The following is a 15,009-nucleotide window of genomic DNA, read 5'->3' as shown; positions in this document are numbered from 1 at the left end:
AATTGCCATGAGTAACATCATCGAACAGCTTGAAAAGAACAGATCGAATCGATCAATCGCGAAGTGCCGGAGTTCGGCGCCGGCGATACGGTCGTCGTCCAGGTATGGGTGAAGGAAGGTAACCGTAGCCGTCAACAGGCTTTCGAAGGTGTGGTGATTGCCAAGCGCAATCGGGGCCTTAACTCCTCCTTCACGGTGCGGAAAGTTTCCCACGGCGAAGGCGTGGAGCGTACCTTCCAGACCTACAGCCCGTTGATCGAGAGCATTCAGGTTAAGCGTCGCGGCGACGTGCGCCGTGCGAAGCTGTACTACCTGCGCGATCGTCGCGGTAAGGCTGCGCGTATTAAAGAAAAGGTATAAGCAAACTCGATTTGCTCTACCTAAAACGGCCACTGCCGTCCGAGGTGTCTCGGACGGCAGTGGCGTTTTTATTTGGGCGTTTTGTGTTTCGCTAGAAGCGACGGCGCCACGGAAGCGTAAAACGCCTTATTCCTGAAGGTGGGCGCCATTGGCGCCGAATACTCGACTACATCGGCGTGTCGGTATCTTTAATCCCCATTAGGTACAAGATCCCGTCGAGCCCCAAGGTGGAAATAGATTGCCGAGCACTGCGTTTAACTAACGGCTTAGCGTGAAACGCGATGCCTAAACCTGCAATTCGCAGCATGGGAAGGTCGTTAGCGCCATCGCCCACGGCGATAACCTGTTCGAGGTTGAGACGCTCTTTGTTGGCGATCTGTTTCAGCAGTTCCGCTTTTCGTGGACCGTCGACGATCTCGCCCACTACGTTGCCGGTTACTCTGCCATCCTCGACTTCTAGCTCGTTGGCGTACATGTAGTCAATGCCGAGGCGTTGTTGCAGGTGACGGCCGAAGTAGGTGAAGCCGCCGGAAATTATCGCCGTCTTATAACCGAAGGCTTTCAGCGCAGTAATCAGCCTCTCGGCGCCTTCGGTCAGCGAAATACGCTCTATAACGGTGTCCAGAAGGTTGGCATCCAGGCCTTCCAGCAGCGCGACGCGCTGCCTTAAGCTTTCCCGGAAATCGATCTCGCCGCGCATTGCCGCTTCGGTGACTTTTCGTACTTGATCGCCGACGCCGGCCACTTCTGCCATTTCGTCGATGACTTCCTGCTGAATCAAGGTGGAATCCATGTCGAAGGCAACTAAGCGGCGATTGCGGCGGTAAACGTTATCTTCCTGGAAGCTAATATCCACGCCGAGTTGCTGCGAAATTTCCATGAAGCTGTCCTTCATGGCGTCGAGATCGACGGGTTGGCCACGCACGGACAACTCGATGCAGGCACGCGAGGTTTCGCCGCCCTTATGCAGTGGCTTGCGTCCCGATAAGCGCAGGATATCTTCGATGTTAAGGTCGTTCTCGCTGATCACGCGGGCGATTCTCGCAATCTGCTCCGCGGTGATACGTCGGCCGAGTAGCGTAATGATATAACGCGGCTTGCCAGTGCCTATGGCCCAGTTCTCGTACTGCTCGTTACTGATCGGGGTAAACCGGACCTGCATTCCCATGTGGTGCACGTGAAAGAGCAGATCTTTCAGCACCGGGGAGAGTTTTTCCTGGTCCGGGATTTCCAGCAGCATGCCGAGCGACAGCGTCTCGTGGATCATTGCCTGCCCGATGTCGAGTACGCCAACGTTGTACTCCGCGAGGATGCTCATCAAAGAGGAAGTCAGCCCCGGTTTGTCTTGGCCGGAAACGTTTACCAGTATGATCTCGCTCATTTGGATAACCAGGCTCTCTTGCGGGCAAAGCGGGTATTGTATGTTATTAGCCGTTAGACTTCGCCCGTTACGAGCGAAAATTACGCAATGGCGATGCCAGAGGTGGCATCCTGTGAGGAGTGGGGCTTGTCCCGTGGTGGGAACACCTCGATTTACCGCTGTCTAAAGCAGCGGAGAGTTAACGTTTGTCTGAGGTTTGAGGGCATTTTGGCCCTCTGCCGCCGATGCATGACAAGCGGCGCGTGGCGGGTGTTTTGCGATGCGGAGGAAAGCTCTAACGGTCGTTATCGATGGTGGAGGCGGAGTATGAGTAAGCTTGAGAAAACCGACGCCGAGTGGCGTGAGCAGTTATCCCCGGAGCAGTACCGTATTTGTCGGCAAAAAGGCACCGAGCCTCCGTTTGCCGGCCCTTACTATGCGCATAAGGAGTCGGGGCGGTACCATTGTGCGTGCTGCGACGAACCGCTATTCGAATCTAAAACGAAATACGACTCCGGTAGCGGATGGCCGAGTTTTTATGCGCCGTTGCGCCCCGAAGCGGTCAGCGAAGAGAGCGACCTCAGTCACGGTATGCGGCGGATCGAAGTTCTATGTCGGCGCTGCGACGCGCATTTGGGCCATGTCTTCGAAGACGGCCCGGCGCCTACGGGCTTACGCTATTGCATCAATTCGGCTTCGTTGCGCTTCGATCCGGAGCAAGAGTCGTAAACGCTCGCTTGTCTGCGAGTGGATAAGACAAGTATCATGTCTCGCTTGACTATTTTTTATCTCCCTGCCGAAACACCGCGGAATTACGATGACTAAGCAGAAAGCGAACAAGCACCCGCTAGCGGGTAAGACCATGCGTGGCGCCGATATGATCGTTCAGGTTCTCGCTGACGAGGGCGTGGACACCGTATTCGGTTATAGCGGTGGTGCGATTCTGCCTACGTACGACGCGATCTTCAGCTACAACCAGCAGAAGGACGACAAGGACGAGGAGCAGATCAAACTGATCGTTCCTGCCAACGAGCAGGGCGCAGGCTTTATGGCGGCCGGTTATGCGCGCGCCAGCGGCAAGGTCGGGGTCTTTATGGTGACCTCCGGCCCGGGGGCGACCAATTGCGTAACGCCCATCCGGGACTGTATGGCCGACTCGATACCGGTGGTGCTGATTACCGGTCAGGTAGCGACGGGCGCTATGGGCACCGACGCCTTCCAGGAGGCGCCGATCGTTAACATCATGGGGCCTTGTGCCAAGCACGTCTTTTTGGTAACCAAGCCCGAGCAGCTCGAAGATACGCTGCGGACTGCGTTCGAGGTTGCGCGTTCGGGGCGACCGGGGCCGGTCGTTGTCGATGTGCCGAAGGATATGCAGAACTGGATCGGCGATTTCAAAGGCGAAGGCCTGTTGCCGATTCGCGGTTACCGCCAGCGCTTGGAGTCGCTCCGTTCCGCCAAGCTCTCCGAGCGTAAATGCCGGCAATTTTTCGAGATGCTGGAGCAGTCCAGTCGCCCGCTCATCTACGCCGGTGGCGGAATTATTAGCGGCGAGGCGTCGGAGGATCTGCGCCAATTCGCCAAAACGTTCAACATTCCTGTCGTGAATACCTTGATGGGCCTCGGCGCGGTCGACACGACCAGCGAGCACTCCTTCCATATGCTCGGTATGCATGGCGCGGCTTATGCTAACTACGCGGTAGAAGACTGTGATTTTCTCATTGCAGTAGGCGCTCGTTTCGACGACCGCGTGGCCGCCAAGGCCGATTTGTTTGCACCGCTGGCTGAACATGTGGCCCATATCGATATCGATGCCGCCGAGATCGGGAAGGTTAAACGGGTCGATTGGGCGCATGTCGGCGAGGCTGGGCGCAGCCTGCGGCAGTTGGTCGAGTACGGTAAATCTATCGAGTTCGCCAACGACCTTGGCCCGTGGTGGAAACATCTGCGTGCCTTGAAAGAAAAGTATGCGATGAATTACGACCGCGAGAGCGAACTGATTCAGCCTTACGCGGTTATCGAAGAGCTCAATAAATTGACCGAAGGTCGGGCCATTATTAGCACCGGCGTCGGCCAACATCAGATGTGGGCGGCGCAATACTTCGATTTTAAAGAGCCGCGGCTGTGGTTGACCTCCGGCAGTATGGGAACGATGGGTTTCGGTTTGCCGGCGGCGATTGGTGCGCAATTCGCGTGCCCGGACAAGATCGTCATCGACGTCGACGGCGACGGCAGCATCCGGATGAATCTGGGCGAGCTGGAAACGGTTACCACCTATGACTTGCCGGTTAAGGTGCTGCTGCTGAATAACCTTGGCGACGGTATGGTGCGCCAATGGCAGCGACTGTTCTACGAGGATCGTTTCTCCGGCAGCGATAAATCCCTCCATCGGAAAGACTTCATTAAAGCAGCCGAGTCGGACGGTTTCGGGTACGCGGTCCGGGTGACTGAAAAGTCTCAGTTACTCCAGGCGCTTAAGGAGTTTGTCGAGTTCGAGGGACCCGCTTTCCTTGAAGTCATGATCGACGCCGACGCCGGGGTTTACCCAATGGTCGGGCCGGGCATGGGCTATAGACAGATGGTTACCGGCGATCACATCCCGACGCGCGAGCACATTGAGGACGACAAGCGTCCAAACCCGATCGAGACGACCGACGCTTTTTAAGCCAATACCGGGTGCGGGCATTATCGAATGCCGACCCGACGATGACGGGCGGACAGGGTTGCGACGTGTGCGTAGCCGGTTCGCCCGTTTTTGTTAGCTCCCTGACCGAGGAGGCTGGGGAGCGTTGCGGCAGAGGGTGGCAAATTTGGAAGAGCAGGGACAGTCCTACGATGCCGTGATCGAAGCCCCTTTCGGTCGCTTAGGTATTATTTGCCCGAATGACGCGCTAGAAAGCGTAGATTTTCTTCCGGCCGATTACCCGTTACGGGCGCCGCAACAGCCGTTTGCACGTCGAGTCGTGGCGGAGTTGAATGCGTATTTTGCCGATCCGCAGCACCCGTTCGATTTGCCATTGCAGCGGCATGCAACGCCCTTTCAGGAACGCGTCTGGCGTGCTTTGCTGGAGATCCCGCCGGGTTTTGCCCGCACATATGGGTCGCTGGCCGAGGAGCTTGGTTCTTCTGCAAGAGCAGTGGGGCGTGCCTGTAGGAGTAATCCGTTACCCATTATCGTGCCCTGTCACCGTGTGGTGGCAAAAGTCGGCCTGGGCGGTTTTTCCGGTGCCGACCGCGGTAAAATGTTAACGACCAAACAGTGGTTGCTGACGCACGAAGGTGTCGTGCGGCAGCATAGCTTTCTTTTCCTTGATGAGTAAGGAGTATAATCAGCATGAGCGTGGAAGCTGAGAAGGAAAACTTATCGTTCCAAGCCGAGGTTCAGCAGTTGCTGAACCTGATGATTCATTCTCTCTACAGCAATAAAGAAATTTTCTTAAGAGAGCTGGTGTCGAACGCTTCCGATGCGGCCGATAAGCTACGCTTTCAGGCATTAAAAGACGAAGCGCTCTACGAAGGAGACGCGGAGCTGAGCATTCGCGTGGCTTTCGATAAAGATGCCAGAACCATCACGATCAAGGATAACGGCATCGGAATGACGCGCGATGAGGTGGTGGAAAACCTCGGCACTATTGCCCGTTCCGGCACACGGCAATTTCTTGAAGCGTTAACGGGCGACGAAGCGAAAGACGCGCAGCTTATCGGCCAGTTCGGTGTCGGCTTTTATTCTGCCTTCGTGGTTGCCGACCGCGTAACCGTCTTGACGCGCAAGGCTGGCGATAAGCCTCAGTACGGCGTTCGCTGGGAGTCGGACGGGCAGGGCGGTTATACGATTGCCAACGAAGAGCGCCCGGAGCGCGGGACGGAAGTGATTTTGCACCTGCGCGAGGGCGAGGACGAATTCCTCGATGCGTTCCGTTTGCGTCATATCATCCGAACCTACTCCGACCACATTTCTATCCCGATTCTGATGGATGGCGAGGGCGAGGAAGCCGGCGAGGAAAAGGTCAATCGGGCGTCGGCTTTATGGATGCGGCCGAAACAGGATATCTCGGAAGACGAGTACCACGAATTCTATAAGCACGTTGCACACGATTTCGAGCCGCCCTTGGCTTACATTCACAACAAGGTCGAGGGCAATCTTTCCTATACGTCGCTTTTGTATATCCCGCAGCGCGCGCCGTTCGATCTGTGGGATCGCGACCAGGCGCACGGCATCAAGTTATATGTAAAGCGCGTCTTCATCATGGACGATGCCGAGCATCTGATGCCGCGTTATCTGCGTTTCGTTCGTGGCGTCATCGATTCCGACGACTTGCCGCTGAACGTGTCGCGGGAAATCCTCCAGCACAACCGGATGCTCGATCGTATCCGCAGCGCGTCGGTCAAGCGCGTACTCGACTTGCTGGAGACTATGGCGAAGAACGAGCCGGAACAGTATGCCGGCTTTTGGCAGACGTTCGGTCGGGTATTAAAAGAAGGGCCGGCGGAAGACTTCGGTAACCGCGAGCGGATTGCCAAGTTGTTGCGTTTCTCCTCCACGCACGAGGCCAAAGAAGCAGCGGACGTAAGCTTCGATCAGTATCTTGAGCGTATGGGCGAGGGACAGGATAAGATTTACTACCTGACCGCCGACTCTTTCAAAGCGGCTGTAAACAGCCCCCATCTCGAAGTCTTCCGCAAGAAAGGTCTAGAGGTGCTGCTGCTGACCGATCCGGTCGACGAGTGGTTGGTTGCACACCTTGAGAACTACAACGGCAAACCTTTGCAGTCGGTCGCCAAGGGCGAGTTGGACCTGGGAGAGCTGGAAGATAAGGAAGCGAAGGAAGAGCTGGATAAAGCGGCGGATGAGTACAAGCCTTTGCTAGAGCGCTTCGAGAAAGCGCTGGCCGATCAGGTGCGAGACGTTCGCGTCAGTCATCGGCTTACCGATTCGCCCTCTTGCCTAGTGGTGGACGATCACGAGTTCGGAATCGGGATGCAGCGGATACTGAGAGCTGCCGGTCACGATCTGCCGCAGGCTCGGCCGACCTTAGAGGTTAATCCGCAGCACCCGCTCGTGAAGCAACTCGTCGAGGAGAAGGACGACGAGCGTTTCAAGAACTGGGCAGAGGTTCTGTTCGAGCAAGCCTTGCTGACCGAGGGCGGGCAACTGGAAGACCCGGCAAGCTTTGTCAAACGCGTTAATTCGCTGTTGATGCAAACCGGGTGAGCGTATGCGGCGGCGGCTCGATGAGGCTTCGATTTTATCGAGCCGCCGGCTTTGTCGGCGAACGGCAACAGTTTGCCGACATTCACGTGTCAGTTTAACCTTGACCCGGCGTTCGCATTGCGGAATTTTGCTCTATTCATGGGCAGCAGAGCGTTTTACGGTGTATAGTTCACCGATTAGTTGTGTAGCTGACGCTACGGGTATCAAGGTAGAACCGAACCATCCCCTTACCCTTCCGGCTGGCGGGGCTGCTGTAGCTGAAAGCGGCCCATCGGCAACGGTCTAACCTTTGCCATGGAGCGATTGCCGGAGAGGTAAGCGAATAGTTCGGCGTTTCTTAACGGCATGGAGTGCGGTTCGGATGCGATCCATCACGATGTCATTGACTTTCCCAACGCAGCATTCGAGCTAAAATCGTAATGGTGTCGAATACTTCTACGGCTCCCAACGAGCTAACGCCGGCCTTCGAGTTTAAAGGCCGGATGTTGACGCTGACCGTCCTGCGCGTGCTGACGGCAGATATGAATCGTTTGGCAGAGCAACTAGATACGAAGTTGGCGCAGGCGCCCGATTTTTTCGCGGCGTTCCGGTTGTGATCGACGTTGGCGAATTGGGCGAAGAGGGTCCGGCTGTCATCGCCGAGGCGGCCGGTTTCCTGCGAGCCCGCGGGATGCAGATTATCGGCGTACGCGAGGGCCTTGAGACGCTGGTAGAGGCGGCGTCCGAAGCCGGTTTGCCGCTGCTGAATGTCGGTAACGCGACGCCAGTCAGGCGGCAAGTGGAGAAGAGCGAAGAAAAGCCCGTCGGCGGCAGTTTGGTGATTAAACAACCCGTCCGGTCCGGGCAGCAGGTTTATGCTCGGGGCGGCGATCTAATTGTACTTTCGTCGGTGAGTCCGGGAGCGGAAGTGCTGGCCGATGGCCATGTCCACATCTACGGAACTTTACGTGGTAGGGCATTAGCCGGCGTACGCGGGGATAGCCAGGCGCGGATCTTCTGTCACGATCTGCAAGCCGAGCTGTTGTCGGTTGCCGGTAATTATCAAATTAACGAACAGTTTAAAAACATAGGCGCCGGTATGCCGGTACAGGTGTTTCTCGACGAAGATACCCTGCGTATCGAGCCGCTTTAAAGTTTTCTCGGGAGGTAACGAACGTGGCAAGAATCATCGTGGTCACCTCAGGTAAGGGGGGCGTAGGCAAGACCACAACCAGTGCGGCTGTTGCCACCGGCTTGGCCATGGCTGGCCATAAAACCGCAGTGATCGATTTCGATGTCGGCCTGCGCAACCTCGACCTGATCATGGGTTGCGAGCGCCGCGTCGTATACGACTTCGTTAATGTCATTAGCGGCGAGGCGAACCTGAATCAGGCGCTTATTAAAGATAAGCGGGTCGACAATCTGTGTATCTTGCCCGCCTCGCAGACACGCGATAAGGATGCCTTGACTCAAGAAGGTGTCGAGCGGGTGCTCGAAGAGTTGAGCCAGGACTTTGAGTACATCATTTGCGACTCTCCGGCCGGGATCGAGCGGGGCGCTATGTTAGCGGCCTATTTCGCGGACGAAGCGATAGTGGTCGCGAATCCGGAGGTGTCTTCGGTACGCGACTCGGACCGCGTCTTGGGTATTCTGGCGAGTAAAACGCGGCGTGCCGAGCGAGGCGATGAGCCGGTTCGGGAGCGTCTGTTGCTGGCTCGTTATTCGCCGCAGCGGGTCGAGCGCGGCGAGATGTTGAGCGTCGAAGATGTCCAGGAGATTCTGGCGGTTGAGTTGTTAGGAGTCATTCCAGAGTCCAAGGCTGTGTTGCAGGCTTCAAACGCCGGCGTTCCGGTTATTATGGAAGATAGCACCGATGCCGGCCAAGCCTATCAGGACGCCGTGGCACGCTTCCTCGGTGAGGAGAGGCCTCACCGTTTCTTGGTGGAGAAAAAGGGATTTCTCGGGCGCCTGTTTGGGAGTTAAGCAATGAATTTTATGCGTTACTTTACATCACAAAAGAAGGGCAGTGCGAAGGTCGCGAAGGAACGACTGCAAATCATCGTCGCCCACGAGCGCACACAGCGGGACGGTCCGGAGTACTTACCCATGTTGCGGGAGGAACTGCTGGAGGTTGTCCGCAAGTACGTTCAGGTCGATCAGGAAGCGATTCGGATGGAGCTGGAGCGCGAGGGCGACTACGAAGTGCTGGAGCTTAATATCATGCTCCCTGAGTCGCCTGCGCGGCACCAAGCGAGAGCCCGTTAACGAGGACGCCCCATGCACGCCAACGCGACTGAAGCAGGCGTTGGCATGCATGCGTTCGATGTTTTCTAAATCGCGTCGCTTTGCTGGCTGGTTACATCGACCATCACCCGCAGGCGTTGACCCGGTTGCAAATACCCTTGGCTCGGCAGGTTGTTCCAGCGCCGTAAATCCGCCACCGAAACGTTAAATTGCCTAGCGATACGGTATAGCGAGTCGCCGCGACGTACCGTGTACTGTACGTTCTGTTGGCTTGGGATAGGGGCCCGGGAATTGGCTTGGCTCGCGGTGCGGACCTGGCCTTCCGGAAGCCAAATCACCAAATCCTGCCCTGGGCGCAGAATATCGTTGGGCGCCATCCCGTTCCAATTGGTCACCTGCCCGACTGAGACCCCGTAACGACGCGATATATCCCATAGCGTATCGCCATTGCGCACGGTGTGCGTGTGTCGCTGCCCTTCGCGGTTAGTCGCCTGGAGGCGGTTAAGCCGTTGCGACGCGCTTAAGGTGTATTCTTCGGCGTTGCCCCGCGATACCGGCACAATGAGATGCGCCCCGGCGCGGATGCGATGGTCGCGCAAGCCGTTTGCTTCCTGGATGACGGTTACCGTGGTGTTGTGCTCGCGCGCGATGTGGCTGAGCGTTTGTCCGGAACGGACTTGATGACGACGCCAGGTTACCCGCTCCGAGGCTGGCAGCGCTTCGAGCCCGGCCGTAAACGCATCGGCCCGGTCGAGCGGCAATACCAAACGATGCGGCCCGTCGGGGTCGGTGGCCCAGCGGTTGAAGCCTGGGTTAAGACGGTACACTTCTTTGATCGTTAAGTCGGCCAATTCGGCGGCGAGCGCGAGGTCGATCTGAGAGTCGATATCGATGATGGCCAAATACGGCTCGTTAGCTAGCGGGCGCAGGGTCAGGCCATATTCTTCCGGTGTTTCGATTAACGCACGTAATGCCAGAAGGCGGGGTACGTAGCCTTGCGTTTCGCGTGGTAGCGGGAGATTCCAGTAGTCGGTCGGCCGGCCGGCGTTACCATTGCGGCGGATCGCGGAGCGGACGGTACCTTGTCCGGCGTTGTAGGCGGCGAGCGCATGCTCCCAATCGCCAAACTGGTTATAAAGGCTTTCCAAATACGTGAGTGCGGCATCCGTGGAGGCGATGATATCCCGCCTGCCGTCGTACCACCAGGTTTGCTTCAAGCCGAAATGGAGGCCGGTGCTGGGGATGAACTGCCAAATCCCGGCGGCGCGTCCTGGGGAGTAGGCAAAGGGTTGGTAAGCGCTTTCGACAATGGGTAGCAGCGCTAGCTCCATCGGTAGGCCGCGACGCTCGATTTCGTCGACGATATAGTACAGATACGGCTCGGCCCGATCCGACACGCGCTCCATATAACCTGGACGTGCGGAAAAGAAAGCGAGTTCGGCATCGATACGGGAATTCTCTGGCATATCCATGCCGAAACCGCCTCGTATCCGGGCCCAAAGATCTTCCGGGGGCGCATCGTCTGGCTTTTCTTCTGCCACCGTTGCGTCCGGTTGCGGCATGGCCTGGACGGGGGTTACATCCAAAACTTTCGGGGCGGTAGACGCGTCTACCGCCGCTTGATCGGCATCTGATGCCTGCCGATTCGGAGTCAGCGAGGCACAGGCCGAGAGCACCAGCGCCGAGCTGAGGACGAGCAGGAAGGGGGGTGTACGCACAAGTAATCCTCCGGACCTTGTCAATGTCCCTTTTGTTGTTGCGAGACGTAAAGCCACTATTGGCTTCCATGGCTCACCGAGCAGAAGCAGTCCGGCGTTCGGCGAAAGCGCAAATGCCCACGCGCAAGCCCGCTACGGAATCACTGAGCGTTGCTTATACGAAGCTCCCTGTGTGTAAGCAAAGGGCTATGAGCCGTCGTGCAGTTTTTCCTTTATAGCGAGTTCGCTAGCCATAGCGTTTTGCGTTCAGCTAGCGTCTTTCCAGCTTCTGACGGTTGCGAATACTTCAGTTGGCGACGATAACGTTTTGTTGCCATAACGTTCCGCGGCTTCTATCACGGATTGTTGGTTTACCCGTAAAAACGGATTGGTGGCCAACTCCTCCTCTATCGTACTGGGTACCGTGATCTCGTTGTTTCGACGTTGTCGTCGGACCTTGTCCAAGCGCTTTTGCAGTGCGCGATTGTCGGACTCCACCTGCGATGCAAAGCGTAGGTTAGCCTCGGTATATTCGTGTGCGCAGTATACACGGGTGGTTTTCGGTAAACTGCTTAATTTACTCAACGACGCGTGCATTTGTGCCGGGGTGCCTTCAAAAAGCCGCCCGCAGCCGCCAGCAAACAGTGTGTCCCCGCAGAACAGCATGCCTTCACCGTAAAATGCGATATGGCCGGCGGTATGACCGGGGACGTCTAATACAGTGAAATGGAGATCCAAAGCTTCTAGCGCAACGGTATCGCCTTCCCCTAAAGGGTCGGTAAGACCGGGGATGCTTTCTTGCGCGGGGCCATAAACGGGGACTGGAAAATGTTCTAGAAGTTCCCGCACGCCCCCGACATGGTCAGGGTGATGATGAGTGACCAAAATTCCAGCCAGGGTCATACCGCGCCGTTCGAGTTCCTCTCGTACCGGTTCCGCAGCCCCAGGGTCGACCACTACGGCCAAGCGTTCGGCCGCATCATGTAGAAGCCAGATATAGTTATCGCTAAACGCTTTGATAGGGATCGTTCTGTCCATGAGGGAATGCTACCCGTTTTCCTGCGCCGACAAAGTGCTTTGAGGTTAGTCAACCAATGCGCCAGATACAACATTTAATAATACGGTCTCTTCATTCGCCGGTTTCTTGCTGGAGCATGTCTTGGCGGCAGGGTATGCTTGGATGCTTGGCAGGCAACGCTACAGCGGGCAAGGGATGATAACGCTGCGAAACTGGTATCTGACCCCCGTCGGCCGACTACTGGAGAGTGTCGAGCGGCACGCTTTGGAGCGCCGGATGGACGCTTTAAGCGGTGCAGCGTTATTGCAGTTGGGCGGGTTCGGCAGCGTTCCGAGGTTACCGGCCAATACCGCCCGGCAATGGCTGATCGAGCCGCTGGAGGAGGGCAGCGCGGACTGCCGCAGTCTATTCGAACAGTTGCCGTTTCAGTCCAACAGCATCGATATTGTCGTGCTTGTTCACGCCTTGGAGTACAGCGAAGAGCCGCAGACGGTGCTACGCGAAGCCGAGCGTGTGCTGGCTCCTGACGGGACGTTATTAATGCTAGGGTTTAACCCCTGGAGTTCCTGGGGCGTGACGCGAGCCTGGCGAGGGCACCCGAATGCGGACGGTCCATGGCGCGGACACTATTTAAGCTCCGGACGAGCGCGCGATTGGATGGGGTTGTTGGGTTTAGAAGTGGAAACCGTCGATTATCTGTATTTCCGTCCCCCTTGGAATAACTGGAAGGCGCAGGAGAGGTTGCAGCCGCTAGAGCGTTTCGGCGCTTTGTGTCTACCTTGGTTTAGCGGTGTTTACTTGACGACGGCCCGTAAACGGGTTGCCGGCGTGACTCCCTTGCGCCCGCATTGGCAGAAGCAGCGACGATTGGTCGGCCGCGGCTTGGCTCAGCCGACCTCAAGGAATTATTAATGGGTGATATTGTCGAGATTTTTACCGATGGTGCCTGCCGCGGCAACCCTGGCCCTGGCGGTTGGGGTGCTGTGTTGCGCTACCGTGGCAAGGAAAAAACGCTGCACGGCGGAGAGGCGGAAACCACCAATAATCGTATGGAGCTTATGGCAGCGATTGTCGCCTTAGAGAGCTTGAAGCGGTCATGCAAGGTGGTATTGACCACCGACTCTCAATACGTGCGCAAAGGCATTACCGAGTGGATGGCGAACTGGAAGAAACGCGGATGGCGGACGGCCTCCCGGCAACCGGTAAAAAATGTCGATCTCTGGCAGCGCCTGGATGCTGCGGCTGCACGTCACGATATAGAGTGGCATTGGGTGAAGGGCCATAGTGGCCATCCCGACAATGAACGGGCCGATGCCCTGGCCAACCGGGGCATTGACGAGTTGCTGACCAGTTGATTGTGTAGTGCAGGCGTTAGCCGTTGAGTATAGGAAGGAATAGCCCGATGCGACAGATTGTTCTCGATACGGAAACCACCGGCCTGGAGCCGAGCCAAGGCCACCGGATTATCGAAATCGGTTGTGTTGAGCTGATAAACCGGCGGCCGACCAACAACTACTTTCATCATTACCTGCAACCTGACCGCGAGATCGACGAAGGCGCTATCGAAGTACACGGAATCACCAACGAATTTCTGCAGGATAAGCCGCGATTTGGCGACGTTGCGCAGGAGTTTCTCGATTTCGTCCGAGGTGCCGAGCTGGTTATTCATAACGCGGCATTCGACGTCGGTTTTATTAATCACGAGTTGAAATGGCTAGACCCTTCTCTGGGTAAGGTGGAGGATATCTGTTCGGTGCTCGATACGCTGTTGCTCGCCCGCGGCATGCATCCCGGGCAGCGCAATAGCCTCGACGCCTTATGTAAGCGTTACGGCATCGATAACTCGCAACGCGACCTTCACGGCGCTTTGCTCGACGCCCGGATTTTGGCCGATGTTTATCTGGCGATGACGGGTGGGCAGACCGCGTTGCTGTTGGATGCCGAGGAGGGCGATACGGAATCGGGTGCGGCGCACAGCGGCGGTCGGCGTGGAATTCGCCGCTTACCGGCCGACCGGCCGCGTCTTGCGGTGGTGCGCGCTAGCGATAGCGAGCGGGCGAAGCACGAACGTTGGCTGGAGCGCCTGGATAAGGCGGCCGGGGGAGATTGTCTATGGCGGCAAATGGAGGCCGGCGAGGCGAGCAAGGATGAGTAACACGGTGCCGGATCTTTCCCAAGTACGGGCGATCAGCTTCGATCTGGATTACACCTTATGGGATCTGGAGGGCGTTATCGAGCGCGCCGAGCAACGCCTGTATGACTTTCTCAGCGAGTCCTACCCACGCATAACCGAGCGCTACAGTCCGGAAACCTTATATCGACGACGCTTGGACCTTGCCGCTCGACAGCCGCAACTGCGGCATAACGTTACCGCCTGGCGCAAAGCCGCCTTGGCCGAGCTGGCGGAGGAGTGCGGCTACGAGCAAAGCCTGGTCGAGCAGGGTTTTAAGGTGTTTATCGACGCCCGCCACGAGGTGACGCCGTATCCGGAAACAAAGCCTGTATTGAGCGCATTGCACGGCCGATATCGGCTTGGCGTGATTACCAATGGTAATGCCGATGTCGGCAGGCTGGGTTTGGGCGGATATTTCGATTTTGCCTTATCGGCGGTTGATATCGGCTCGGCAAAACCGGATCACCTTATCTTTGAGGCGGCGTGCCGGCGAGCCGGTGTTGCTCCCGACGAGCTGTTGCATATTGGCGATGAGCCGGCAACCGATGTGTTCGGGGCAGCGCAGTTCGGTGTCCATGCGGTATGGCTGAACCGCGATGGCCGGGCTTGGCCCGGGGAATTGGAAACCGTGCCGCATATCGAGGTCGCCTCATTGCAAGCATTGGGCGAGCTGCTGTCTCCGGAGGCGTTTCGCGATGGCTGAAGAAGGCGACGTGTCGGTTTCCGCCGGCGAGTCGACCGTTATAAAGCTAGGCGTAAGCTCCTGTTTGTTAGGCGAAGCGGTGCGTTTTGACGCAGGCCACAAGCGAGACCGCTTCGTGGCCGATGTCTTGCCCGGTTTTTTGAGCTGATCCCCGTTTGTCCGGAAGTGGCCATTGGGATGGGGGTGCCTAGAGCGCCGATTCATCTGGTTGGCGATCCGGTGCGACGCGCGCGGTCCGGGTAAACGGTCCGGAACGCCGAGAT

At 57.2% G+C, this 15,009-nt stretch carries 17 protein-coding genes and 1 pseudogene; 15 read left to right on the top strand and 3 right to left on the bottom strand.

Translation table 11 applies throughout. The features are described 5' to 3' along the window. Positions 1–7: 7 nt before the first annotated feature. Positions 8–360 (top strand): annotated as a pseudogene (gene rplS, locus CAI21_RS02475) (50S ribosomal protein L19). Positions 361–526: 166 nt separating this feature from the next. On the opposite strand, the gene serB reads toward rplS, so the two are convergent. Then, positions 527–1,741, bottom strand: a complete 1,215-nt coding sequence (gene serB, locus CAI21_RS02470; RefSeq protein ID WP_116300837.1) for a phosphoserine phosphatase SerB — start codon at positions 1,739–1,741, stop codon at positions 527–529. Positions 1,742–2,047: 306 nt separating this feature from the next. Here serB and msrB point away from each other — a divergent pair, with 306 nt between their 5' ends. The 8 genes from msrB (at position 2,048) to minE (ending at position 9,176) form a co-directional block, all read left to right on the top strand. After that, positions 2,048–2,449, top strand: a complete 402-nt coding sequence (gene msrB, locus CAI21_RS02465) for a peptide-methionine (R)-S-oxide reductase MsrB (RefSeq protein WP_116300836.1) — start codon at positions 2,048–2,050, stop codon at positions 2,447–2,449. A gap of 88 nt (positions 2,450–2,537) precedes the next feature. Continuing rightward, positions 2,538–4,385, top strand: coding sequence for a biosynthetic-type acetolactate synthase large subunit (ilvB, locus tag CAI21_RS02460; protein ID WP_116300835.1), 1,848 nt, complete (start codon positions 2,538–2,540; stop codon positions 4,383–4,385). Between the two features lie 145 nt (positions 4,386–4,530). Next, entirely contained in the window at positions 4,531–5,040 is a 510-nt protein-coding gene (locus tag CAI21_RS02455; protein ID WP_116301032.1) for a methylated-DNA--[protein]-cysteine S-methyltransferase, read from the top strand. Between the two features lie 14 nt (positions 5,041–5,054). Beyond that, a complete protein-coding gene (gene htpG, locus CAI21_RS02450) occupies positions 5,055–6,932 on the top strand; it encodes a molecular chaperone HtpG (protein WP_116300834.1) in 1,878 nt (625 codons plus the stop codon). 419 nt (positions 6,933–7,351) lie between these two features. After that, positions 7,352–7,528, top strand: coding sequence for a hypothetical protein (locus tag CAI21_RS24560; protein WP_258867955.1), 177 nt, complete (start codon positions 7,352–7,354; stop codon positions 7,526–7,528). Continuing rightward, positions 7,525–8,064: a septum site-determining protein MinC gene (minC, locus tag CAI21_RS02445; RefSeq protein ID WP_258867954.1), complete on the top strand. Its 540-nt coding sequence runs from the start codon at positions 7,525–7,527 to the stop codon at positions 8,062–8,064. The genes CAI21_RS24560 and minC overlap by 4 nt, the downstream gene beginning before the upstream one ends. Before the next feature lie 23 nt (positions 8,065–8,087). Further along, positions 8,088–8,894, top strand: coding sequence for a septum site-determining protein MinD (minD, locus tag CAI21_RS02440; protein ID WP_116300833.1), 807 nt, complete (start codon positions 8,088–8,090; stop codon positions 8,892–8,894). Between the two features lie 3 nt (positions 8,895–8,897). Beyond that, positions 8,898–9,176: a cell division topological specificity factor MinE gene (minE, locus tag CAI21_RS02435; protein ID WP_116300832.1), complete on the top strand. Its 279-nt coding sequence runs from the start codon at positions 8,898–8,900 to the stop codon at positions 9,174–9,176. A gap of 65 nt (positions 9,177–9,241) precedes the next feature. Here minE and CAI21_RS02430 read toward each other — a convergent pair whose 3' ends face one another. Then, the gene (locus tag CAI21_RS02430) at positions 9,242–10,873 is read right to left on the bottom strand and encodes a lytic transglycosylase (RefSeq protein WP_116300831.1); all 1,632 of its coding nucleotides are present in this window, start codon (positions 10,871–10,873) and stop codon (positions 9,242–9,244) included. Positions 10,874–11,119: 246 nt separating this feature from the next. Further along, entirely contained in the window at positions 11,120–11,890 is a 771-nt protein-coding gene (gloB, locus tag CAI21_RS02425; protein WP_116300830.1) for a hydroxyacylglutathione hydrolase, read from the bottom strand. 121 nt (positions 11,891–12,011) lie between these two features. Here gloB and CAI21_RS02420 point away from each other — a divergent pair, with 121 nt between their 5' ends. From CAI21_RS02420 to CAI21_RS25790, 6 genes are read left to right on the top strand one after another with little or no spacing between them, the layout of a single operon-like run. Continuing rightward, complete coding sequence (locus tag CAI21_RS02420) at positions 12,012–12,782, top strand: class I SAM-dependent methyltransferase (protein WP_147305020.1); 771 nt, start codon at positions 12,012–12,014, stop codon at positions 12,780–12,782. Then, positions 12,782–13,225 carry a ribonuclease HI gene (gene rnhA, locus CAI21_RS02415; RefSeq protein WP_116300828.1) on the top strand — a complete coding sequence of 148 codons (444 nt, stop codon included), beginning with the start codon at positions 12,782–12,784 and terminating at the stop codon, positions 13,223–13,225. The genes CAI21_RS02420 and rnhA overlap by 1 nt, the downstream gene beginning before the upstream one ends. A gap of 47 nt (positions 13,226–13,272) precedes the next feature. After that, the gene (gene dnaQ, locus CAI21_RS02410) at positions 13,273–14,025 is read left to right on the top strand and encodes a DNA polymerase III subunit epsilon (protein WP_116300827.1); all 753 of its coding nucleotides are present in this window, start codon (positions 13,273–13,275) and stop codon (positions 14,023–14,025) included. Next, a complete protein-coding gene (locus tag CAI21_RS02405; protein ID WP_181919228.1) occupies positions 14,018–14,746 on the top strand; it encodes an HAD family hydrolase in 729 nt (242 codons plus the stop codon). Before dnaQ ends, CAI21_RS02405 begins: the two co-directional genes overlap by 8 nt. Then, positions 14,739–14,894: a hypothetical protein gene (locus CAI21_RS24555; protein ID WP_258867953.1), complete on the top strand. Its 156-nt coding sequence runs from the start codon at positions 14,739–14,741 to the stop codon at positions 14,892–14,894. Before CAI21_RS02405 ends, CAI21_RS24555 begins: the two co-directional genes overlap by 8 nt. A gap of 17 nt (positions 14,895–14,911) precedes the next feature. Further along, positions 14,912–14,989, top strand: a complete 78-nt coding sequence (locus tag CAI21_RS25790) for a hypothetical protein (protein WP_404840848.1) — start codon at positions 14,912–14,914, stop codon at positions 14,987–14,989. Positions 14,990–15,009: the final 20 nt, after the last annotated feature.

The organism is Alkalilimnicola ehrlichii (assembly GCF_003399765.1).
Taxonomy (GTDB): domain Bacteria; phylum Pseudomonadota; class Gammaproteobacteria; order Nitrococcales; family AK92; genus AK92.
This window is presented reverse-complemented; position numbering and strand designations above follow the sequence as displayed.